The following is a 16,329-nucleotide window of genomic DNA, read 5'->3' on the forward strand; positions in this document are numbered from 1 at the left end:
AGCAGCTTCGTCAAACTATCTCTTTCACCACTTATATTAGTATGTTTCCAGCCGCTTTAGGACCAACCGGTAAGGCGACAAGTTTTCACTATCCGGGCTTGACTAGTCTTAGTATGTTTGTGCTTTTTTAATATTAATAGCCATACCGCTATAACCATCTTGACCGTTCGTTCAAATTAACGAATGGTTCCCGTATATTGAAACGCATCCGAAGTCGGCTCCTGTAAAAAGGCTCGTAAATCGGCCATGTTTTCAACAACCGCTTTCCCGGATTTTGCTAACATCACGTTAAACGTGCCGTCTGCGATGGTTTCACCGTAATAGGCCACTGGAATTTCTAACCCATAGGCGGTCCCAGTTTCCCAGATCGTCCCGGTATCGAAACCGTCCACGACGGCAACCACGAGTTGGGCCGCCTTTAAATGCGCCACGTTATCCGCAAAGACGGCGTTCCGGTCCGCTTCGGTGGCATCCGGGGTTAAGTCAATTCCATCTAAGCGGGGGCTATAATACGTTAATCCTAACTCATCCATTAACTGTTCAATCTTCGCCAGTCGTTCGGGTTGGCCCGCGCTAAACCATGGTCCGGCCAAATAGATGGCGGGGTGGGTACTTTTAATCCGGGTTGTCATTTTTATCAATCCTCTTTCTTCTACCGTTGTCCCATTTTAACGGGCCAATTCTGGAAATACAAGTCAGCAAATAGCGGCGAACCCCACCCTTACCGGGACGGTTCGCCGCTAAATAGACTTCTTTTATTTTTTTACCACTTAGCCCTGCGCACTCAACTGGCTTAAGCCGTTGAAGTCCGCATCAGATAACGTTACGTTGGCCGCAGCCACGTTATCGGCTAAGTGCTCAACCGAGCTAGTCCCCGGAATTGGAATGATATTATCGGAACGCTTCAATAACCAAGCTAGCGCAATTTGCGCCGGACTAACGTGGTACTTCTGCGCCATCGTACTCAGGGCACTCCCCGGCTGAGCTAACTTGCCAGTTGCCAGTGGGAACCACGGTAAGAAGGCCATGCCTTGCGCGCGGGCGTAATCCACCACGTCGTCGTCATGATGGTTAGAAACGTTATACAAGTTTTCAATCGCGTCGATCTTAGCCACTTTTTGGGCTTCCTTGATTTGTTCCACGGTCACTTGGCTTAAGCCAATGTGCTTAATTTTCCCTTCGGCTTGTAACTGCTTCAATTCGCCGACCTGCTCCGCGATTGAAAAGTGGTCGTCGATGCGGTGCAAGAAAACCAAATCTTCGTGGTCAATCCCCAGCGTCATCATCGACACTTCAACTTGTTGTCGCAAGTACTTGGGTTCTCCATGCGGCGTCCAGATATTTGGCCCTTGCCGCGTTTGACCGACCTTGTCGGAAATAAAGAGCTGGTCGCGGTTAGCAGCGCCCTTTAACCCGGCTGCTAGGTACCGGTCCGCAAACCATGGCCCATAGGAATCCGCCGTATCAAAAAAATTGATGCCGTAGTCAATGGCCTGGCGAATCACCTTAATCCCGTTATCGGGATCGGCGTACGGCCCCCAGGTACCGGGGCCCGTCAGCTGCATCGTGCCGTATCCCAACCGGTTAACTTTAAATTGATCGTCAAACGCGTACGTTCCGGCGTTTGCCGCGTTAATGTTTGTCATCGAATCGCTTCCTATTCTAAATTCGCTACAGCCCCATTTAACGTCAAGGCGGCGCGTTGGTCAATCATTTAACCCGCTAGCCCTGCGTCGGGTTGTGCATGAAGTAGCCGGCTGCATCGGGGAACGCGTTTAGCGCCTGCATGTCGGCCACGCTAATCTCAAAATCTAACTGGGTGTTCGCCTGAATGTGAGCAGGATTGACCGCTTTGGGGAGCGGTAATACCCCGTTTTGCAGGACGAAGCGCAGCGCTAGTTGGGGCACGCTCACGCCATACTTATCCGCGAAGGCTTGAACGTCCGGATTGTTTAAAATCCCCCCAGTCGCAAGCGGCGAATAGGCTTCAACTAACAGGTCGTGGTCCTGCGCAAAACGCGTGATTTTAGGCTCCGTAAAGCCGAGGTAGTACTGGATTTGATCAACCATTGGCTTGACGGTTGCGTCTGCGAGGATGTTTTCTAAGTCCGGAACCGCAAAGTTCGAAACCCCGATGGCCCGGGCCCGCCCGCTTTGATAGATGGATTCCATGGCTTGCCAGACCTGGCGATTTTCTTGATCATACCGCCGCCCCGCTTCGGCCCACGGCCACGGTGCGTGGACGAGGTACAGGTCCACGTAATCTAGATCCAAGTTTTGCAGTGAATTGCGAAAGTCATCCAGCGTTCCTTGATAGGTCTTAGTTTCAGCGGGTAACTTAGTCGTAACGAAAATTTGGTCCCGCGGAATCCCAGAGTTGCGAATCGCCTGCCCAACGCTACCTTCATTACCGTAAACTAACGCCGTATCAATGTGCCGGTAGCCCGCCGCCAGTGCGGCCGTCACCGCCTGGTAAGTCGCATAACCGCTTGGAATTTGCCAGGTCCCAAAACCGACCTTGGGAATTTCAACGCCGTTTTTCAGTACGTATGTTTCCGTTAAACTTGCCATGTAACCCCTCCTATTTGTTAAAACGTTTCAATAAAACGCGCTTAGTCCGTGGCGACCGCTGTTTGGTCGGGTCACCCACTAAAGTTAAAAGTCCAGTTGCAACTAAGACGACGCTAATAATTTGAATGACTGCCATGTAAACGGCCTCCTCTTAAATGAATGCCCCTAGTTTAGTACCCTCGAGTAGGTCGAAGGCAATTTTAAAGTCCTGACATGACCATTTTCAGTCAACACTAACCTAACGAACCGTTAATTGACGCGGCTTATCGGCATATTTTGGCTACTTGGGGCTTACGGTTACCGGTCACTTTTCAAACCGAAGGAGTTGGTACTGGTAGCTAGCCAGCTGATGAGTTCCCGCCGCAATCACCCGGCCAGTCGCATCGCGGGCCCTTTGATGTAAGCTGAACGTCGCCGGTGTTAACGCCAGGTTAGCCAGGTAAAACTGAACTTCCCGCGGACTTTCACGCCGGTACTTGAACAGCCCATTTGCCGTATCTAAGAACGGCTGGTCCGCATCCCTCGGCTTAATCACCCGCGCCACTAAAGTGTCCCAGAGAGGGCTGTTGTCCGGATCGACTGGGAGCCCCCCTAGATAGTAAACGTTATGGTGTTGATAAATCAGGTTACGAGTCCCCGCAACCGGCGCGACGGTTGTAACCCCAGCCATCGGGTGGGCCGTCTCAAAGAGCGTGACGAGGCCGCCAATTACATCCATTTGATTACCAATTTGAACGCGCACCTGGGTCGGACCGGCCGCCGAAAGAAATTGAACGACGTTGGTCACCCCCAGCCACTCACCGAGGGCGCCCAGCCCGTTCGTGCCGCGAAGCCAGCCCATATCCGCCGTTCGATCCCCAGTCAGCGGCCCGATAATCAATTGCCCGCCACGTTGAGCGAACGCCCGCAACTTTGCCAGTAACCAGTCGTTAACGTTCCGGATAAAGGGCATCAAAACGCAATCAAAAGCGTTGAGATCCGCATTTTCGGAAACCAGCTCAACCGCAAGCCCCCGCTGCGTAAGTGCCCGGTAAACTTGGGTGATTTGGGTGCGGTACTCGTAAATCCCGCCGGATTCGACCCGCATCGCCCGCTTAGCATTATCAGAATACACGAGCGCGATTTTAGCGCGGACGACCCGTGATTGTGTTAAGAAGGGCCGGTATTGTGCCAGTAGTTGCCCACCCCGAACAACGTCTTCGTAACCTAAATCGGGACTGCCGGTTTGAGTCACGACCGCACTGTGGGGCTGTTCAATGCCGTTCGGCTGGGCTCGAAACGGCCAAAACAAAAAGCTTTTTAGTCCCGCCGCGTAGCCTAAGAAGATTTCCGGTAACAGAAACCCGCGGGGGTTCGGGGCAACGTAGTGTCCGGTGTAGCCGACGTGGGATGTCGCCGTCTCTAGGAGCAACATCTCGGGTTGCGTTTTCAGGTTACGCCACCGGTCCAAGTTAATCGGAAAATTCCAATACTGGTTAGCAGTGGGATAGGTATCAAAGCCGACAATGTCCAACTGACTAAAGAGCTGATCATTCATCAGGTTAAAGTTGAGCGACGAGTTATGCGTCAACGGAATTGTGGTTTCCGCAATTAAGATTTGGGCAATTCCAGCACAAAAGTCGTTGACGGTATCGGCGGTAAACTGGCGAAACGCGTTATCTAACCCACTGTTATGCGCAAATGGCGTTTTGGTGGGTAGGACCACCGCTTCAAAATCGGGGTACCGTTCACTCCAGACCGCCGTCCCCCAAGCCGCGTTTAAGCGGTCAATCGTTTGATATTTGGCCCGCAACCACTCCGGCCATAACTGGCGACAAGTCGGACAAAAACACTGATCAACGTGACACTTAAACTCGTTATCAATTTGAATCCCGATGACATTTTCAAAGCGCGCCGCTACCCGGGCAATTTGGTGCGTTAGCTGATAAACCTTTCGCCGAAAAATTGGGTTATTCGTACAAACGTGTTGACGGGAGCCGTGCGCTTCAACCTGCCCGTCCGCGTTGACGACTCGAGCGGCCGGATAGTGTTGCGTAAACCATCGCGGCGGTGTCGGCGACGGAATCCCAAGAATCACTTTGAGCCCCGCCCGTTGGTAACCGGTTAACAAGTTTTCCAAGTAAGTTAATTGATAGTGCCCCTCCTGCGGTTCCAGCCGGTCCCAAAAGAACTCGCCAATCCGTACGGTATTCATCCCCAGTTGCCGGGCGTGGGTCCGGTCGGTCGCGTTCGTTGGCGCATCCCAGACTTCCGGGTACTGGCAAGCCCCATAACTAAAGTCCGCCAGTAATTCGGCCCGGAGTAGCCGCCGAAACAGCCAATTTACGAGCCACGGCGCAAGGACTACCGCTAGCGTTTGAGCGGGTTCCCCGCGTTCGGCGGCGGTCAGCGCCGCGCTCTGCTCCTCAGGCGGCAACGCCTGATACCAACTATTCAGACGGCTATCCACGTCCAACACTTGCAGGCGCTGCTCAAACGCCAGCTGATAAATCGCCATATCGTCCCGGGTCTTATCAAAGTACCGGTCAGTCGCGTGGCGCGCCCGCAACTCGGTCGCCAAAATTACCCGAACTCCCAACCGCTTAAAATAGGCCAGTTGGGGCCGCAAATTGGGCTGCGGCCCACGATGACCAAAGCCCAAAACAACCGCGTCGTCCGGGCCTACCGCCAATGCAGTCAATGGCGTCGTCCGGAGGGCAAAAAAGCGGAGCGTTGGCGCAATCGTTAAGCGGGCCCGTCGTTGCAAGGCCGCCGCTAGCTGAGCATAATTGAGTGGGAGCGTTTCTATATCGTTTAGTAAATAAATCTTCAAAGCACGTTTGCCATTAGGCCCCCGGGTTCAACCGCCCCCTTGCCTCGGGCGGCAACTCTCGGTGGCCATCCTTCCCTAAAAATTAATCTCCGTTCAACGCGCTTCCTGTCGGGGCCGAGTACCCTGGGTTTGAGCTAGACAATAGTCGGTTTTCTCACCGATGAAAGCGCTTTAAATCAACTTCATTATCAATCATACACCTTTCACTCGGGACCCTTAACTAACTTTCCAGCAAAAAACCGACCGGCAAAAATTGCCCGGTCGGTTGGATGAATCAAATCATTTAATCGGCATTGACGCGCCGCGTTTGCCAAATTTCAGGAACTAACCATAACACGAGAATCAAGTTAACTAATAGCAAGACGGCCGTCATGACAAAGACGGCGTTGTAATCGAACCACCCCGCAACTAGCCCCCCAAGAAGCGCCCCCAGCATATTCCCAATCGCTTGAAACGATTGATTATAACTGAAAATCGTTGACGTCAGGTGCACCGGCGTATTTTTCGTTAAGACGGTTTGAATTTCTGGGTAGAGCGCCCCGTCAGAAATACCAATCGCAAACCGTAAAATTCCCAGAGCAAGCACACTCGTTACGATTCCTTGGGGGAAGTACATAATGACGGCAAAAATGTAGCCAAACAAAAGTACTTTACCAGAGCCGTGGCGGTCACCGTAGCGCCCCAACCGCGGAGCGGCAAAAATATTTGAGATTCCCGGTAAGGCGGCGATAATCCCCGCAACGACCGTAATTGGCCCGTGATAGTGCATTAACTCGCGAACGTACAAACTAATAATCGGCGCAATCGAGGCGTTCCCAAATTGGACGATGGCGGTTGAACACAGCATCACGATAATTAAGGTTGGGTTTTGAAAGGCCGCCAACGGGTTACGCGACTGTCCCGGTTCGCGATGGTGCTCGACCGGCTTGAAGTGTTCCTTCACAAACAGAAGGCTCAGCAAGAAGGCTAGCACTAATAACCCCGCCGTAATGAAGAACGTATTGCGAATGGAAAAGATGTGGGCTAAAAAGCCCCCAATGACCGGGCCGAATAATTGCCCACTAACCGCCCCCGTAATTAAGGTACTAAGGGCGTGCCCGCTGTACTTACGGGGCGCCTGCGATGCAATTAGCGCCTGTGCGTTGGAAATAAAACCGGCAAAAACACCCTGTAACGCGCGCAAGCCAATCAGTTGCCAGACGTTGGTAACAAATCCCATGAGCCCCATGGCCAGCGCCATCCCGAGTGACGCCCGTAACAACATGATCTTGCGACCCTTTTTATCTGCTAAGATACCCCACAGTGGAGCTGAAATGGCGGAGATGGCGTAGTCCGCCGCAAATGCAAGTCCACTATAAAAGGAAACTTGCGCCTTCGTAAAGTCACCTAACTGGTTAATAAATAATGATAGGAATGGCATAATTTCACTAAACGCCATCCCCGCAACAAACGTACAGAACCATAAAACGACTAGGTTACGTCGCCACGGCCCCTGTTCACGTTCTGCGTCATCCACGATTGTCACCTTCTAATTTCTAATCGAATAAGCCGGTTAATCAACGGCCGTGCTTACTACCTTACCATATTTTTACGCCTGACTGGGATTATTTCCCGGGCAATAATTAGGTTAATTGCCCCAAAAACCGTGCCGACTATTTCCCGGGAAATAGTCGGCACGGTTAAATTTATTGATTCTGTACCAATTGATATTAAGCCTGCCGCCAGCAGCGGGTGTAACCGGCTGGCTGGAACACTGCGGGCATCGATTTGAGCTCACTCAGAAACCCACTGAGCAATCTCAAATTCGAGCCTTATTCTAAGCCGAAAGCACCCAACTTTCGACTAAGAATAATTTCGCAGTTGAGCCATGGTTACACCCGCTACTGGCTAAATTCACCTTATTACGCGGGTTGCAGCTGAATTCAATAAATCTCTATTGGTGAAATCGGCGCTACTGAACGTTCACTAAATCAAGCGTAACCTGCCCACTTATTCTGGCAATCATAATGCTTTTTTGAAAACCTAATTGGCATCTTTTGTTAGCAAATCAACACCATATATCATGGAACCAATTTATTTAAGGCCCCACTTAATCGCGAGGTTATCTAAGCCGAGGTCAGCCCCGTTCGAAGCAATCACTTTGCGATACCAGTACACGCTCTTCGTAGGCAGCCAGTGCGCTTGGGACGTTCCAGCCTGCGGGTGGCTCAAATTCAAGTATTCCCGGGGAACGTAGCCAATTAAATCGACACCGTCTTCAATTGCGACGTGCATCGCCTCGATATTGGCTTTCAACTGCGTAATCCGTTGGTCGTCCGTTAAATCCGAACGGCCAGTCGTTGTCAGTAATACCGGAACGCCGTAACGACCATAAACGGTATTTAAATAAAGCCGAAGTCCATCCGGATCACTCTCAGCGTCACCCGCTGGTACGTAGTTAACGGCTAAAAAGTCAACTTTTCCCGCTCGAAGAGTTGCTAAATCATTACGTTCCGTATGTAAGTGTACGTGCTGAATTTCCAAGTACCGTTTCGTAAAGTACGGGTAGCTCCCACGTACTTGAACGTCACCACACACCCAATTATTAATGGCTAGCGTTTTTTGACTCGTTAAAACGTCGGCGGGCTGACCACTTTCTGGGTAATTAAAGCGTCCCCGTAACTGGCACCCTACCCAGTTATCCGGGTTCACGCGGTGGGCTAACTGGACAACTTCTGCGCTCGCTACTAGTTGGTGATGCAATGCTTGAAACTGAGCCTGGCGCGTTAACTTCGGGCCCCGAGGTTGCACAAAGGTTGCGTTAACGTCATCAAAGGCAATCCAGTAATGAACCCATTCCTTAAAGGTCAGTAACATCGTTTGACAATAGCCGGCAAACTGCGTAATCACCTGCCGGTCCGTCCAGTCAACTTTAGCCGTTGCGAGGGTTGGCGGGAGCGTCCCGGTAGTCAGGACAACGATTGGTTCAATTCCGTCACGTTGACACTGCATAAAAATTTGCCGATACGTTTCCAGCAATTGGGCTTCCGGTTGCCGCCCCTCCCGACAGAGAACGGCCCAATCCAGGGTAACGCGGAGGGTTTTATAACCAATCGTCCGGATTAATTCTAAAACAGCCGGCCAGTTTGCCGGTAGCGTATCCGCCGTGAGTTGTTCCAGCGGCGCAGCGACTTTTCCAGCCGCAACCCCGGCTGGAATTGCGGGCGTCCCGCTCAACAGGCGTTGCCAATCTAAGGCCGTGTTAGCTGCGGCACCGCCCCAGAGAAACCCCTTTGGAAATGCGTCATTCATCTGATCACCTCGTTTTTAGTTCGTTTTGTATCCGGTTACATACAATAATAAGCATTTTTATGCACGGGCGCAACCGTCTTGAGTGCAAAAAAATCGAGTGTGTCCAACCACCGGGTAGCCGTCACGAACTGTTTCAATACCCAGCAGCTGGAACCCTTAACGACGGGCTCCATGCTATGCGGTGTTGCTCTGCCAAAAAAGTTAGCCGTTAAACTTCTAATAAATTCACTGCAATTGCTAAACTACGCAGGCAAGTTTTAGTAAGTATTCTTTAAAACTAGGTTTGATTAAAAAGAGACTGACTAAGGTAAGTCGCGAAGCTTCGCATTCAGGTAAATCTAGCCAGTGGTGGGTGTAACCATGGCTCAATTGCGAAACTATTCTTGGCTGGAAGTGGGGTGCTTTCAACTTAGAATAAGACTCGAATTTGAGATTGCGGGGTGGGCTTCCCTGTGAGCTCAAATCGATGCCCGCAGTGTTCCAGCCAACCGGTGACACCCGCTGCTGGCGGCAATCTCAACACCAATTGGTATAGAACCAAACAACGGCTGTGATTGCAATCACAGCCTCGTTGTTCTAAGCATGGTGCTCAATGCACCACCACGTTTTATTGAATTTCAATTTGACCGGCATTCTTAGCTGGCGCCGTCTTTGGCAACGTAATCGTCAACACGCCATCTGCTTGGGTCGCGGTAATCTTATCAGCCGCCACGTTTGGTAACATATAGCTCCGTTGCAAGGTGCCACTATGGCGTTCGTTCATCACAACGTTTTGCTTTTGGTCTTCATGGTCCACAAAGCTATCCTTTTGAACCTTAATTGCCAAGACGTTGTCGCGGTAAGCCAACTTGACGTCCTTCTTATCAATCCCTGGAACATCAACCTTAACTTGGTACTGATCATCCGTTTCGTTGATATCCGTCTTCAACGTTTCCGTCATCGTTTCAAACGGTGTCCAGAAGTTGCGCACCATCCGATCAAACGGATCCAACATCCCATCGTTCCGATTCATTAAAGCATTAGCCATAATCACAATCCCCTTTCAAATACGTTTTGGCTGCGGTCAACGGTTGGTCATCTTTTTATTTGACCTTCCTTGACCTTTCAACTACATCTTAACAGCTTTAAATTGAGTTGCAAGAATTTAGCACTCGTATGTGTAGAGTGCTAAATTTTTAATAATTTTGTTCATATCAGTCGCCCTTTACCCCTAAACTTGGTACATTAGAGGTAAACCAAACCAAGGGGGCTACTTATTATGAAAATCAATCTGCACCGTTCCAGCGACAACCGAGTATTAGCCGGCGTTTTAGGTGGAATCGCCGACCATTACGATTGGAATCCCAACCTTATCCGGGTCATCTACCTCGTTCTATCCTTAACCGCCTTTCCAGGCATCATCATTTACTTAGTTTTGTGGCTATTAATGAAGGATCCCGTCGATGACGCATAGTTCGCGACACCGGGCTTGGACTGCGGTTCAAGTCCTTTTTTACCACTCGGGTGAACCAGTCTGACATCTGGCCGTCATAAACGTCATCGAAATGTTAGACATTTTAATATCCATAGATTACGTGTTTCATATATAATAGATTTACCGAAACTAATAATGGAAGGGACGTGGCAAAATTGGCCGTCGTAACGCGCAACAAACGCCGTGATTTTACTGAACCTCATCGCTAATACTAATTTATTTATATAGGAGTGGATTGAATGATCAACAAGAAAACTGAACAATCGTTAACTCAGGACGCTAAACCTGAAGACCAGGTGCCCCCGGATACCGTCGATACGGCCAATTTGTGGCAGCTTGATGAATCAACTTTAGCATCGCAATACCGCACTGACCCGCAAGCCGGGTTGAGCGCTACTGAAGCTGCGACCCGTCTACAACATGATGGGCGAAATGAACTCGAGACTAAGCGGACGTCCCGATTTATTCAATTCATCAAGCAGTTTAATAACAGTATTATTTATATTTTGGCCGCCGCGGCCGTGATGACCTTCGTCATGCAACGCTACTCGGACTCGATCGTTATTGGGCTGGTCATTATCGCCAACGCCATTATCGGTTACGTCCAGGAACGCCAGGCCGGCAACGCGCTGGAACGCATCCGCGAAATGCTGATTTCCAAAAACTTCGTCATTCGGGACGGTCAAAAACTCGAAATTGACGCCCGCGACCTGGTCGTCGGCGACCTCGTTAACCTGGAAGCTGGTGACGCGGTGCCCGCCGACATGCGCCTGATTTCCGCCGACAACTTAAACGTCCAGGAATCGGTGCTAACTGGTGAAACTAGCCCGGTTGAAAAGCAAGAAGAACCCATGGACGCAACCACGTTGGCGCTCGCTGACCGGAAGAACATGGTCTACGCGTCCACCGCGGTAACGAGTGGTTCGGGACTCGGAATCGTAACCGCAACCGCTGAAAATACCGAAATCGGGCACATTCAGCAATCTGTCAGTGAAGTTAAGCAGACGGCGACCCCATTAATGAAGAACTTAAACTCCTTAGGGTTAGGACTTTCGATTGCGATTATCGTCGCAGCGGTCTTACTCTTCATTTTAGGGGCCGTCATGGATACCTATAGCTTACCAACCCTCTTAATTGCGGTCATTACGATGGTCGTCGGGTCAATGCCTGAAGGATTGCCAGCCAGCACGTCGGTTGTCCTAGCCATGGGGACCCGTCAAATGACGAAGAAACACGTCATCGTTAAGTCCCTCCCCGCCGTTGAAACCCTTGGGGCCGTAGACATCGTTAACACCGATAAAACCGGGACGTTAACGAAGAACGAAATGACCGTTACCAAGGTCGTAACCCCCCAACAGGCGTTTGACGTTACCGGAGTTGGTTATGACCACAACGGTGGCGTTAACTTTGACGGGGCGTTGAAATTAGCGGGTAAGACCGTTGATTGGCACAGTGACCCCGACATGGAATGGTTGGTCAAGATTGCCGGCCAAACGACCGATGCGGAACTGCACTTTGAAAACAACCGCTGGGAACTGACCGGTGAACCGACCGACGGGGCGTTAACCACCCTTTATCGGAAGATGACTGGCCATGACCCGGAAGTTGCGGAAGTCGACTCACTACCATTCGACTCGGCGTTCCGGTTCTCCGCTCGATTAGCCGATTTAGACGGCCAGCGGTTATTGATGGTTAAGGGTTCGCCCGCAACGGTTTTACGTTTAACGGACCAGGCCAACACCACCAGCTACTGGGATCAGGCCATGGATGACTTAACCGCCGACGGCTTACGAGTCGTCGCCTTAGCCTACCAAGTTGTGGATGCTAGCGTTGAAGAAATTGATCCGTCAGCCATTCAAGGGTTACACCTAGCCGGCTTAGTCGGAATCATTGACCCGCCCCGTGAAGAAGCGGCCCAAGCAATCCAACAGCTTCGCCAGGCTGGCGTCGACGTCAAGATGATCACTGGGGACCACCCGGATACGGCGATGGCCATTGCCAACAAGTTGAACTTGGCAAGCCACGTCAACGCGATTACCGGACCAGAAATCGACGCAATGGATGACGAACAGTTGAAGGCTGAAATTGATAACTACAACGTCTTTGCCCGGGCAACGCCGAATAACAAGCTCCGCATCGTGCGGGCCCAACAGGCCAACGACCACGTTGTATCCATGACTGGTGACGGGGTCAACGACGCCCCCGCCTTAAAGCAAGCCGATATTGGGGTTGCCATGGGGATCAAGGGAACCGAAGTTGCCAAGGAATCGGCTGACATGGTCTTAGCTGACGACGACTTTGCGGACATCGTTGCGGCGGTGCGTGAAGGTCGCCACGTCTTCGATAACATTCGGAAAACGATCCGGTTCTTACTGCCAACCAGTTTTGCGGAAGGCCTCGTCGTCATTATTAGTATTTTAATGGGCCACGAGTTACCGCTTTACCCGACCCAGTTACTCTGGATCAACATGGTTTCGGCATTAACCATTCCGTTTGCGTTTATTTTTGAGCCGCCCGAAGCAGGCATCATGCTACGGGGACCGCGGAACGTTAAAGCGGGGCTCTTAAATAAACTGGACACCTTTGAGATTATTTACGTTTCACTCCTGATTTCAGGACTCGGAATCTTTGCTTACGACTACTTGACCGCTATCGGCTTACCAAACGTGATTGGGAGTACGATGTCGCTCAACATCATTATTTTTGGTAAGATTTTCTACCTGTTCAACTTGCGAAACGATCACCCGGTCATTTCCAAGTACTTCTTCCAAAACAAGATGGCCTTTTACATCATTGGCATTTTGATCCTGTTACAATTAGGAATCATCTACTTGCCATTCATGCAATCGGTCTTCCACACGACCAGCATCAACTTCTGGTACGGTTGGGGCATTCCAATCATTTGTGGGATCATTGTTTTGGTGGTTACCGAAATTGGCAAGTTCTTACGTTTTCGTTTTAGTAAGGAAACCGTCCTAAACTAAACCATAAGAAACAAGGTCGAGCAACAAATACCAGTATTGGTAATTGTTGCTCGACCTATTTTTTGGATAATATAGCTTAACCTATTTAAAATGACCTCTATCTAAAACAGTGTCTGGACCATCTAAGCCGTGTCCGTGGCTCTTGACCTATTTAAAATGACCTCTATCTAAAACTACCCTCCTTCACTGCTATGTCATGCCTTTGCTCTTGACCTATTTAAAATGACCTCTATCTAAAACTCCGTGCCAGCCCAGCATTAGACTCGATAGGCTCTTGACCTATTTAAAATGACCTCTATCTAAAACGTATCACCGGCGCCACTGCGAATAATATCTGCTCTTGACCTATTTAAAATGACCTCTATCTAAAACAGCTCAGACAGCTCGTTTTTTGCCGAAACAGCTCTTGACCTATTTAAAATGACCTCTATCTAAAACGCGGGTTTGATGATATTGACATTAAACACCGCTCTTGACCTATTTAAAATGACCTCTATCTAAAACCGGCGCGGGTCATTACGATATGACCGGCGAGCTCTTGACCTATTTAAAATGACCTCTATCTAAAACTTCACTACGTCATACTCATGCTAGTTTTTTGCTCTTGACCTATTTAAAATGACCTCTATCTAAAACTCGGGTTGGCTAAGGTGCTTAAGGTCGTTGGCTCTTGACCTATTTAAAATGACCTCTATCTAAAACATCGTCGTCCTCGTATTCGGCACTGGTGGTGCTCTTGACCTATTTAAAATGACCTCTATCTAAAACAGTCGAAGAAGATACATTTCTGTACATAATGCTCTTGACCTATTTAAAATGACCTCTATCTAAAACAATTCGTCTAGTGTTGACTCGTCCACGTCCGCTCTTGACCTATTTAAAATGACCTCTATCTAAAACTAAAGACAATTCTGGTGCGGCGGGGCCAACGCTCTTGACCTATTTAAAATGACCTCTATCTAAAACTTAAAGTTTGCATCTAATTGGCTCGTAATTGCTCTTGACCTATTTAAAATGACCTCTATCTAAAACCCCGCATTCGCCGCGCGAATCGTCGCGTTAGCTCTTGACCTATTTAAAATGACCTCTATCTAAAACCGTGAAACAAATGACAAGGAAGGTGTAACTGCTCTTGACCTATTTAAAATGACCTCTATCTAAAACGGGTCTGATTGAGCACTGTTAAATCTGTTTGCTCTTGACCTATTTAAAATGACCTCTATCTAAAACACCATATCAGGCACAACAATATCGACCGGCGCTCTTGACCTATTTAAAATGACCTCTATCTAAAACCACCTTTTCCACATTGATTTATCATAATATCATGACCGCCAGTCAACCAAATCCTCATCAACGTAATAATAACAAGGAACATTGAATTTATCTTTACGACTACATTCTGAGTATTCAATAAGAATAACAGTTGCATTTAATTCTTGAAGAACCTGCTTAACCTTCTGTAACTGTTGAAACGTGATATAGTGGCTAACGTTCGTTAACACAATAGTCTTTTTTGATCCCAACTCAACATGAGTTTGAATCAATGTTTCTAACATCATTTCTGGATGGGCCTTTAAATCTGACGGAAAACTAATTCCAGCAAATTTAATAACCTGATCAATGTTCGGCAAATCACTAATTTCTAAAGGTAAATCCATCAAAAAACTAATATCCGAGACCTGTGAAATAATTTTTCTGCTTTGGTCAATCAAATCAATTCTCTGTTCCTCTGCCATTATATCAATAATTCGATGCTGTATCTTTCTTAAAAAGAGCTTATTTAAATCTACTGAAAGCATCAAATCCCCATACCAACTATACTGACTAGTCACTGTTTTAACATGAAAGTTATCATCACTAGTACAAAGTGTATCCGCACTATCTTGAAACCCTCGACAAAAATCATAATACATTTTGCTATGACCAATATCAAAAACGTTAAATTGATTAGCCTTTACTTCAAACGGCTTAAAGGGATAGTATGTGATATTCAAATAACAATCGTCCTCTCTGCAGAATTCAATACGTCTTCGCTTGGCTCACCAACAAGATAATGCATCGCCTGATACTGTTTTTCAGTCATCATCATCGTTTGAACCTTGCCTCCAGGTGGAGCCAGTGGTGCAATCCGCTTTTCCGTAAACTCCGCCGCTTTCTTATTCACGCAAACTCGAACGTAAGCCGAGTATTGCATCATCAAAAAGCCCTCACGAATTAAGGCCTTTCTAAAATGGCGATAAGCTCGCCGTTGCTCCGACGTATCCATCGGTACATCAAACATGACTATTAATCGCATTACTCGATACCTCATTTGGAATGGTCACCTCAATTTTAACTTCGTTCGTCTCACCACTTAAAAAGTGCAAACAATTAGCAACATGTTCAGAAATCGCGTTACTTAGATACGTTCGCCGACCGTTAAATCCAATTTCAATACTCATTAACGAAACCAATCCAATCTTAACGTCGGGTGTAAATTCCTGAAAAGTTTGTTGACTGACCCATTGGTCAACAATTGGACGAAAGGGCTCCATTAAATCCGATCCTAAGTTAAATTCATTATCTTCACTAACATGATGAATCCCTAAACAAGTTAAATAACCGTTCACAACAATTTCTCGATTAGTGAGCGATAGTAAAATCGAATAACCATAATTTAATGCAGCGTTCACCGGCGAAAAATCACGTCGAACAAATTTTTTACCAAACAGTATTGTAAAATATTTATTGGCAACAACGGCTTCCCGATTAGTTACATCGTTAAGCTCTAACTTATCAAGTTCGTCAACTAATAGCTGTGGATTACTACCAACAAACTCAACTACCTGAATTTGGTTCTGAATCTTGCTACCAATGTTTTTAGTCCAAAGATTACCTATCCTTTTTTCTGGCCACATCGTTTGAGTCCGGACTAGTCTCGCTGTTCGTCTGGTTGGGTAATAGTCATTAGTCTCACTAATCGGTTCTCCCTGATGATCAGTAAAAATAATTTTTACATGGGCCGCAGCTAATTCACAAATAGCTGCGCTTGTAATTACTGCTTGAGTAGTACCAATAATTAATAACTGGATGTCACTAATTGGTACCGTAAATTTATCCTGATCCGTCTGAATTGCTAATCGATTCATCGTATACGAAATCTTTGCGTGTTGCGTAACCAATACATTTCGCCATCCCATTTAAAGACCTCCTTG

13 protein-coding genes and 1 CRISPR repeat array are annotated in these 16,329 nt (G+C 48.3%); of the genes, 2 read left to right on the top strand and 11 right to left on the bottom strand.

Translation table 11 applies throughout. The annotated features are described in order from the left end of the window. Positions 1-176: 176 nt before the first annotated feature. From FFM79_RS04775 to FFM79_RS04805, 8 genes are all read right to left on the bottom strand, one after another. On the bottom strand, positions 177-632 hold the full coding sequence (locus tag FFM79_RS04775; protein WP_137642335.1) for a nucleoside 2-deoxyribosyltransferase: 456 nt from the start codon (positions 630-632) through the stop codon (positions 177-179). A 138-nt stretch (positions 633-770) separates the two neighbouring features. Beyond that, a complete protein-coding gene (locus FFM79_RS04780; RefSeq protein ID WP_137642336.1) occupies positions 771-1,646 on the bottom strand; it encodes an aldo/keto reductase in 876 nt (291 codons plus the stop codon). A 76-nt stretch (positions 1,647-1,722) separates the two neighbouring features. Further along, on the bottom strand, positions 1,723-2,571 hold the full coding sequence (locus tag FFM79_RS04785) for an aldo/keto reductase (protein WP_137642337.1): 849 nt from the start codon (positions 2,569-2,571) through the stop codon (positions 1,723-1,725). 10 nt (positions 2,572-2,581) lie between these two features. Further along, positions 2,582-2,707 carry a hypothetical protein gene (locus FFM79_RS12805; RefSeq protein ID WP_263854453.1) on the bottom strand — a complete coding sequence of 42 codons (126 nt, stop codon included), beginning with the start codon at positions 2,705-2,707 and terminating at the stop codon, positions 2,582-2,584. Positions 2,708-2,875: 168 nt separating this feature from the next. Next, positions 2,876-5,383 (bottom strand): beta-galactosidase, encoded by a 2,508-nt coding sequence (locus tag FFM79_RS04790; RefSeq protein WP_137642338.1) that lies wholly within the window; start codon positions 5,381-5,383, stop codon positions 2,876-2,878. 283 nt (positions 5,384-5,666) lie between these two features. Then, positions 5,667-6,899, bottom strand: a complete 1,233-nt coding sequence (locus FFM79_RS04795) for an MFS transporter (RefSeq protein WP_137642339.1) — start codon at positions 6,897-6,899, stop codon at positions 5,667-5,669. Positions 6,900-7,456: 557 nt separating this feature from the next. Then, entirely contained in the window at positions 7,457-8,674 is a 1,218-nt protein-coding gene (locus tag FFM79_RS04800; protein WP_137642340.1) for a family 1 glycosylhydrolase, read from the bottom strand. A gap of 607 nt (positions 8,675-9,281) precedes the next feature. Continuing rightward, a complete protein-coding gene (locus tag FFM79_RS04805) occupies positions 9,282-9,701 on the bottom strand; it encodes an Hsp20/alpha crystallin family protein (RefSeq protein WP_137642341.1) in 420 nt (139 codons plus the stop codon). 231 nt (positions 9,702-9,932) lie between these two features. Here FFM79_RS04805 and FFM79_RS04810 point away from each other — a divergent pair, with 231 nt between their 5' ends. Next, a complete protein-coding gene (locus FFM79_RS04810) occupies positions 9,933-10,127 on the top strand; it encodes a PspC domain-containing protein (protein ID WP_137642342.1) in 195 nt (64 codons plus the stop codon). Positions 10,128-10,387: 260 nt separating this feature from the next. Continuing rightward, positions 10,388-13,132: an HAD-IC family P-type ATPase gene (locus FFM79_RS04815; protein ID WP_137642343.1), complete on the top strand. Its 2,745-nt coding sequence runs from the start codon at positions 10,388-10,390 to the stop codon at positions 13,130-13,132. A gap of 72 nt (positions 13,133-13,204) precedes the next feature. Beyond that, positions 13,205-14,428: a CRISPR direct-repeat array (repeat unit 36 nt; unit sequence GCTCTTGACCTATTTAAAATGACCTCTATCTAAAAC). A 29-nt stretch (positions 14,429-14,457) separates the two neighbouring features. Here the strand turns inward: FFM79_RS04815 and csn2 are convergent. The 3 genes from csn2 to cas1 are packed head-to-tail and all read right to left on the bottom strand — an operon-like array spanning position 14,458 to position 16,314. After that, positions 14,458-15,129 (bottom strand): type II-A CRISPR-associated protein Csn2, encoded by a 672-nt coding sequence (csn2, locus tag FFM79_RS04820; protein WP_137642344.1) that lies wholly within the window; start codon positions 15,127-15,129, stop codon positions 14,458-14,460. Continuing rightward, entirely contained in the window at positions 15,126-15,431 is a 306-nt protein-coding gene (cas2, locus tag FFM79_RS04825) for a CRISPR-associated endonuclease Cas2 (RefSeq protein ID WP_137642345.1), read from the bottom strand. The genes csn2 and cas2 overlap by 4 nt, the downstream gene beginning before the upstream one ends. Then, positions 15,409-16,314, bottom strand: coding sequence for a type II CRISPR-associated endonuclease Cas1 (gene cas1, locus FFM79_RS04830; protein ID WP_137642346.1), 906 nt, complete (start codon positions 16,312-16,314; stop codon positions 15,409-15,411). The genes cas2 and cas1 overlap by 23 nt, the downstream gene beginning before the upstream one ends. Between the last annotated feature and the right edge of the window lie 15 nt (positions 16,315-16,329).

The organism is Lactiplantibacillus modestisalitolerans (assembly GCF_005405425.1).
Taxonomy (GTDB): domain Bacteria; phylum Bacillota; class Bacilli; order Lactobacillales; family Lactobacillaceae; genus Lactiplantibacillus; species Lactiplantibacillus modestisalitolerans.

Coding starts and splice junctions, on each gene's coding strand:
- FFM79_RS04775 (WP_137642335.1), bottom strand. CDS start 632: ATGACAACCCGGATTAAAAGTACCCACCCCGCCATCTATTTGGCCGGA.
- FFM79_RS04780 (WP_137642336.1), bottom strand. CDS start 1,646: ATGACAAACATTAACGCGGCAAACGCCGGAACGTACGCGTTTGACGAT.
- FFM79_RS04785 (WP_137642337.1), bottom strand. CDS start 2,571: ATGGCAAGTTTAACGGAAACATACGTACTGAAAAACGGCGTTGAAATT.
- FFM79_RS12805 (WP_263854453.1), bottom strand. CDS start 2,707: ATGGCAGTCATTCAAATTATTAGCGTCGTCTTAGTTGCAACTGGACTT.
- FFM79_RS04800 (WP_137642340.1), bottom strand. CDS start 8,674: ATGAATGACGCATTTCCAAAGGGGTTTCTCTGGGGCGGTGCCGCAGCT.
- FFM79_RS04805 (WP_137642341.1), bottom strand. CDS start 9,701: ATGGCTAATGCTTTAATGAATCGGAACGATGGGATGTTGGATCCGTTT.
- FFM79_RS04810 (WP_137642342.1), top strand. CDS start 9,933: ATGAAAATCAATCTGCACCGTTCCAGCGACAACCGAGTATTAGCCGGC.
- FFM79_RS04815 (WP_137642343.1), top strand. CDS start 10,388: ATGATCAACAAGAAAACTGAACAATCGTTAACTCAGGACGCTAAACCT.
- cas2 (WP_137642345.1), bottom strand. CDS start 15,431: ATGCGATTAATAGTCATGTTTGATGTACCGATGGATACGTCGGAGCAA.
- cas1 (WP_137642346.1), bottom strand. CDS start 16,314: ATGGGATGGCGAAATGTATTGGTTACGCAACACGCAAAGATTTCGTAT.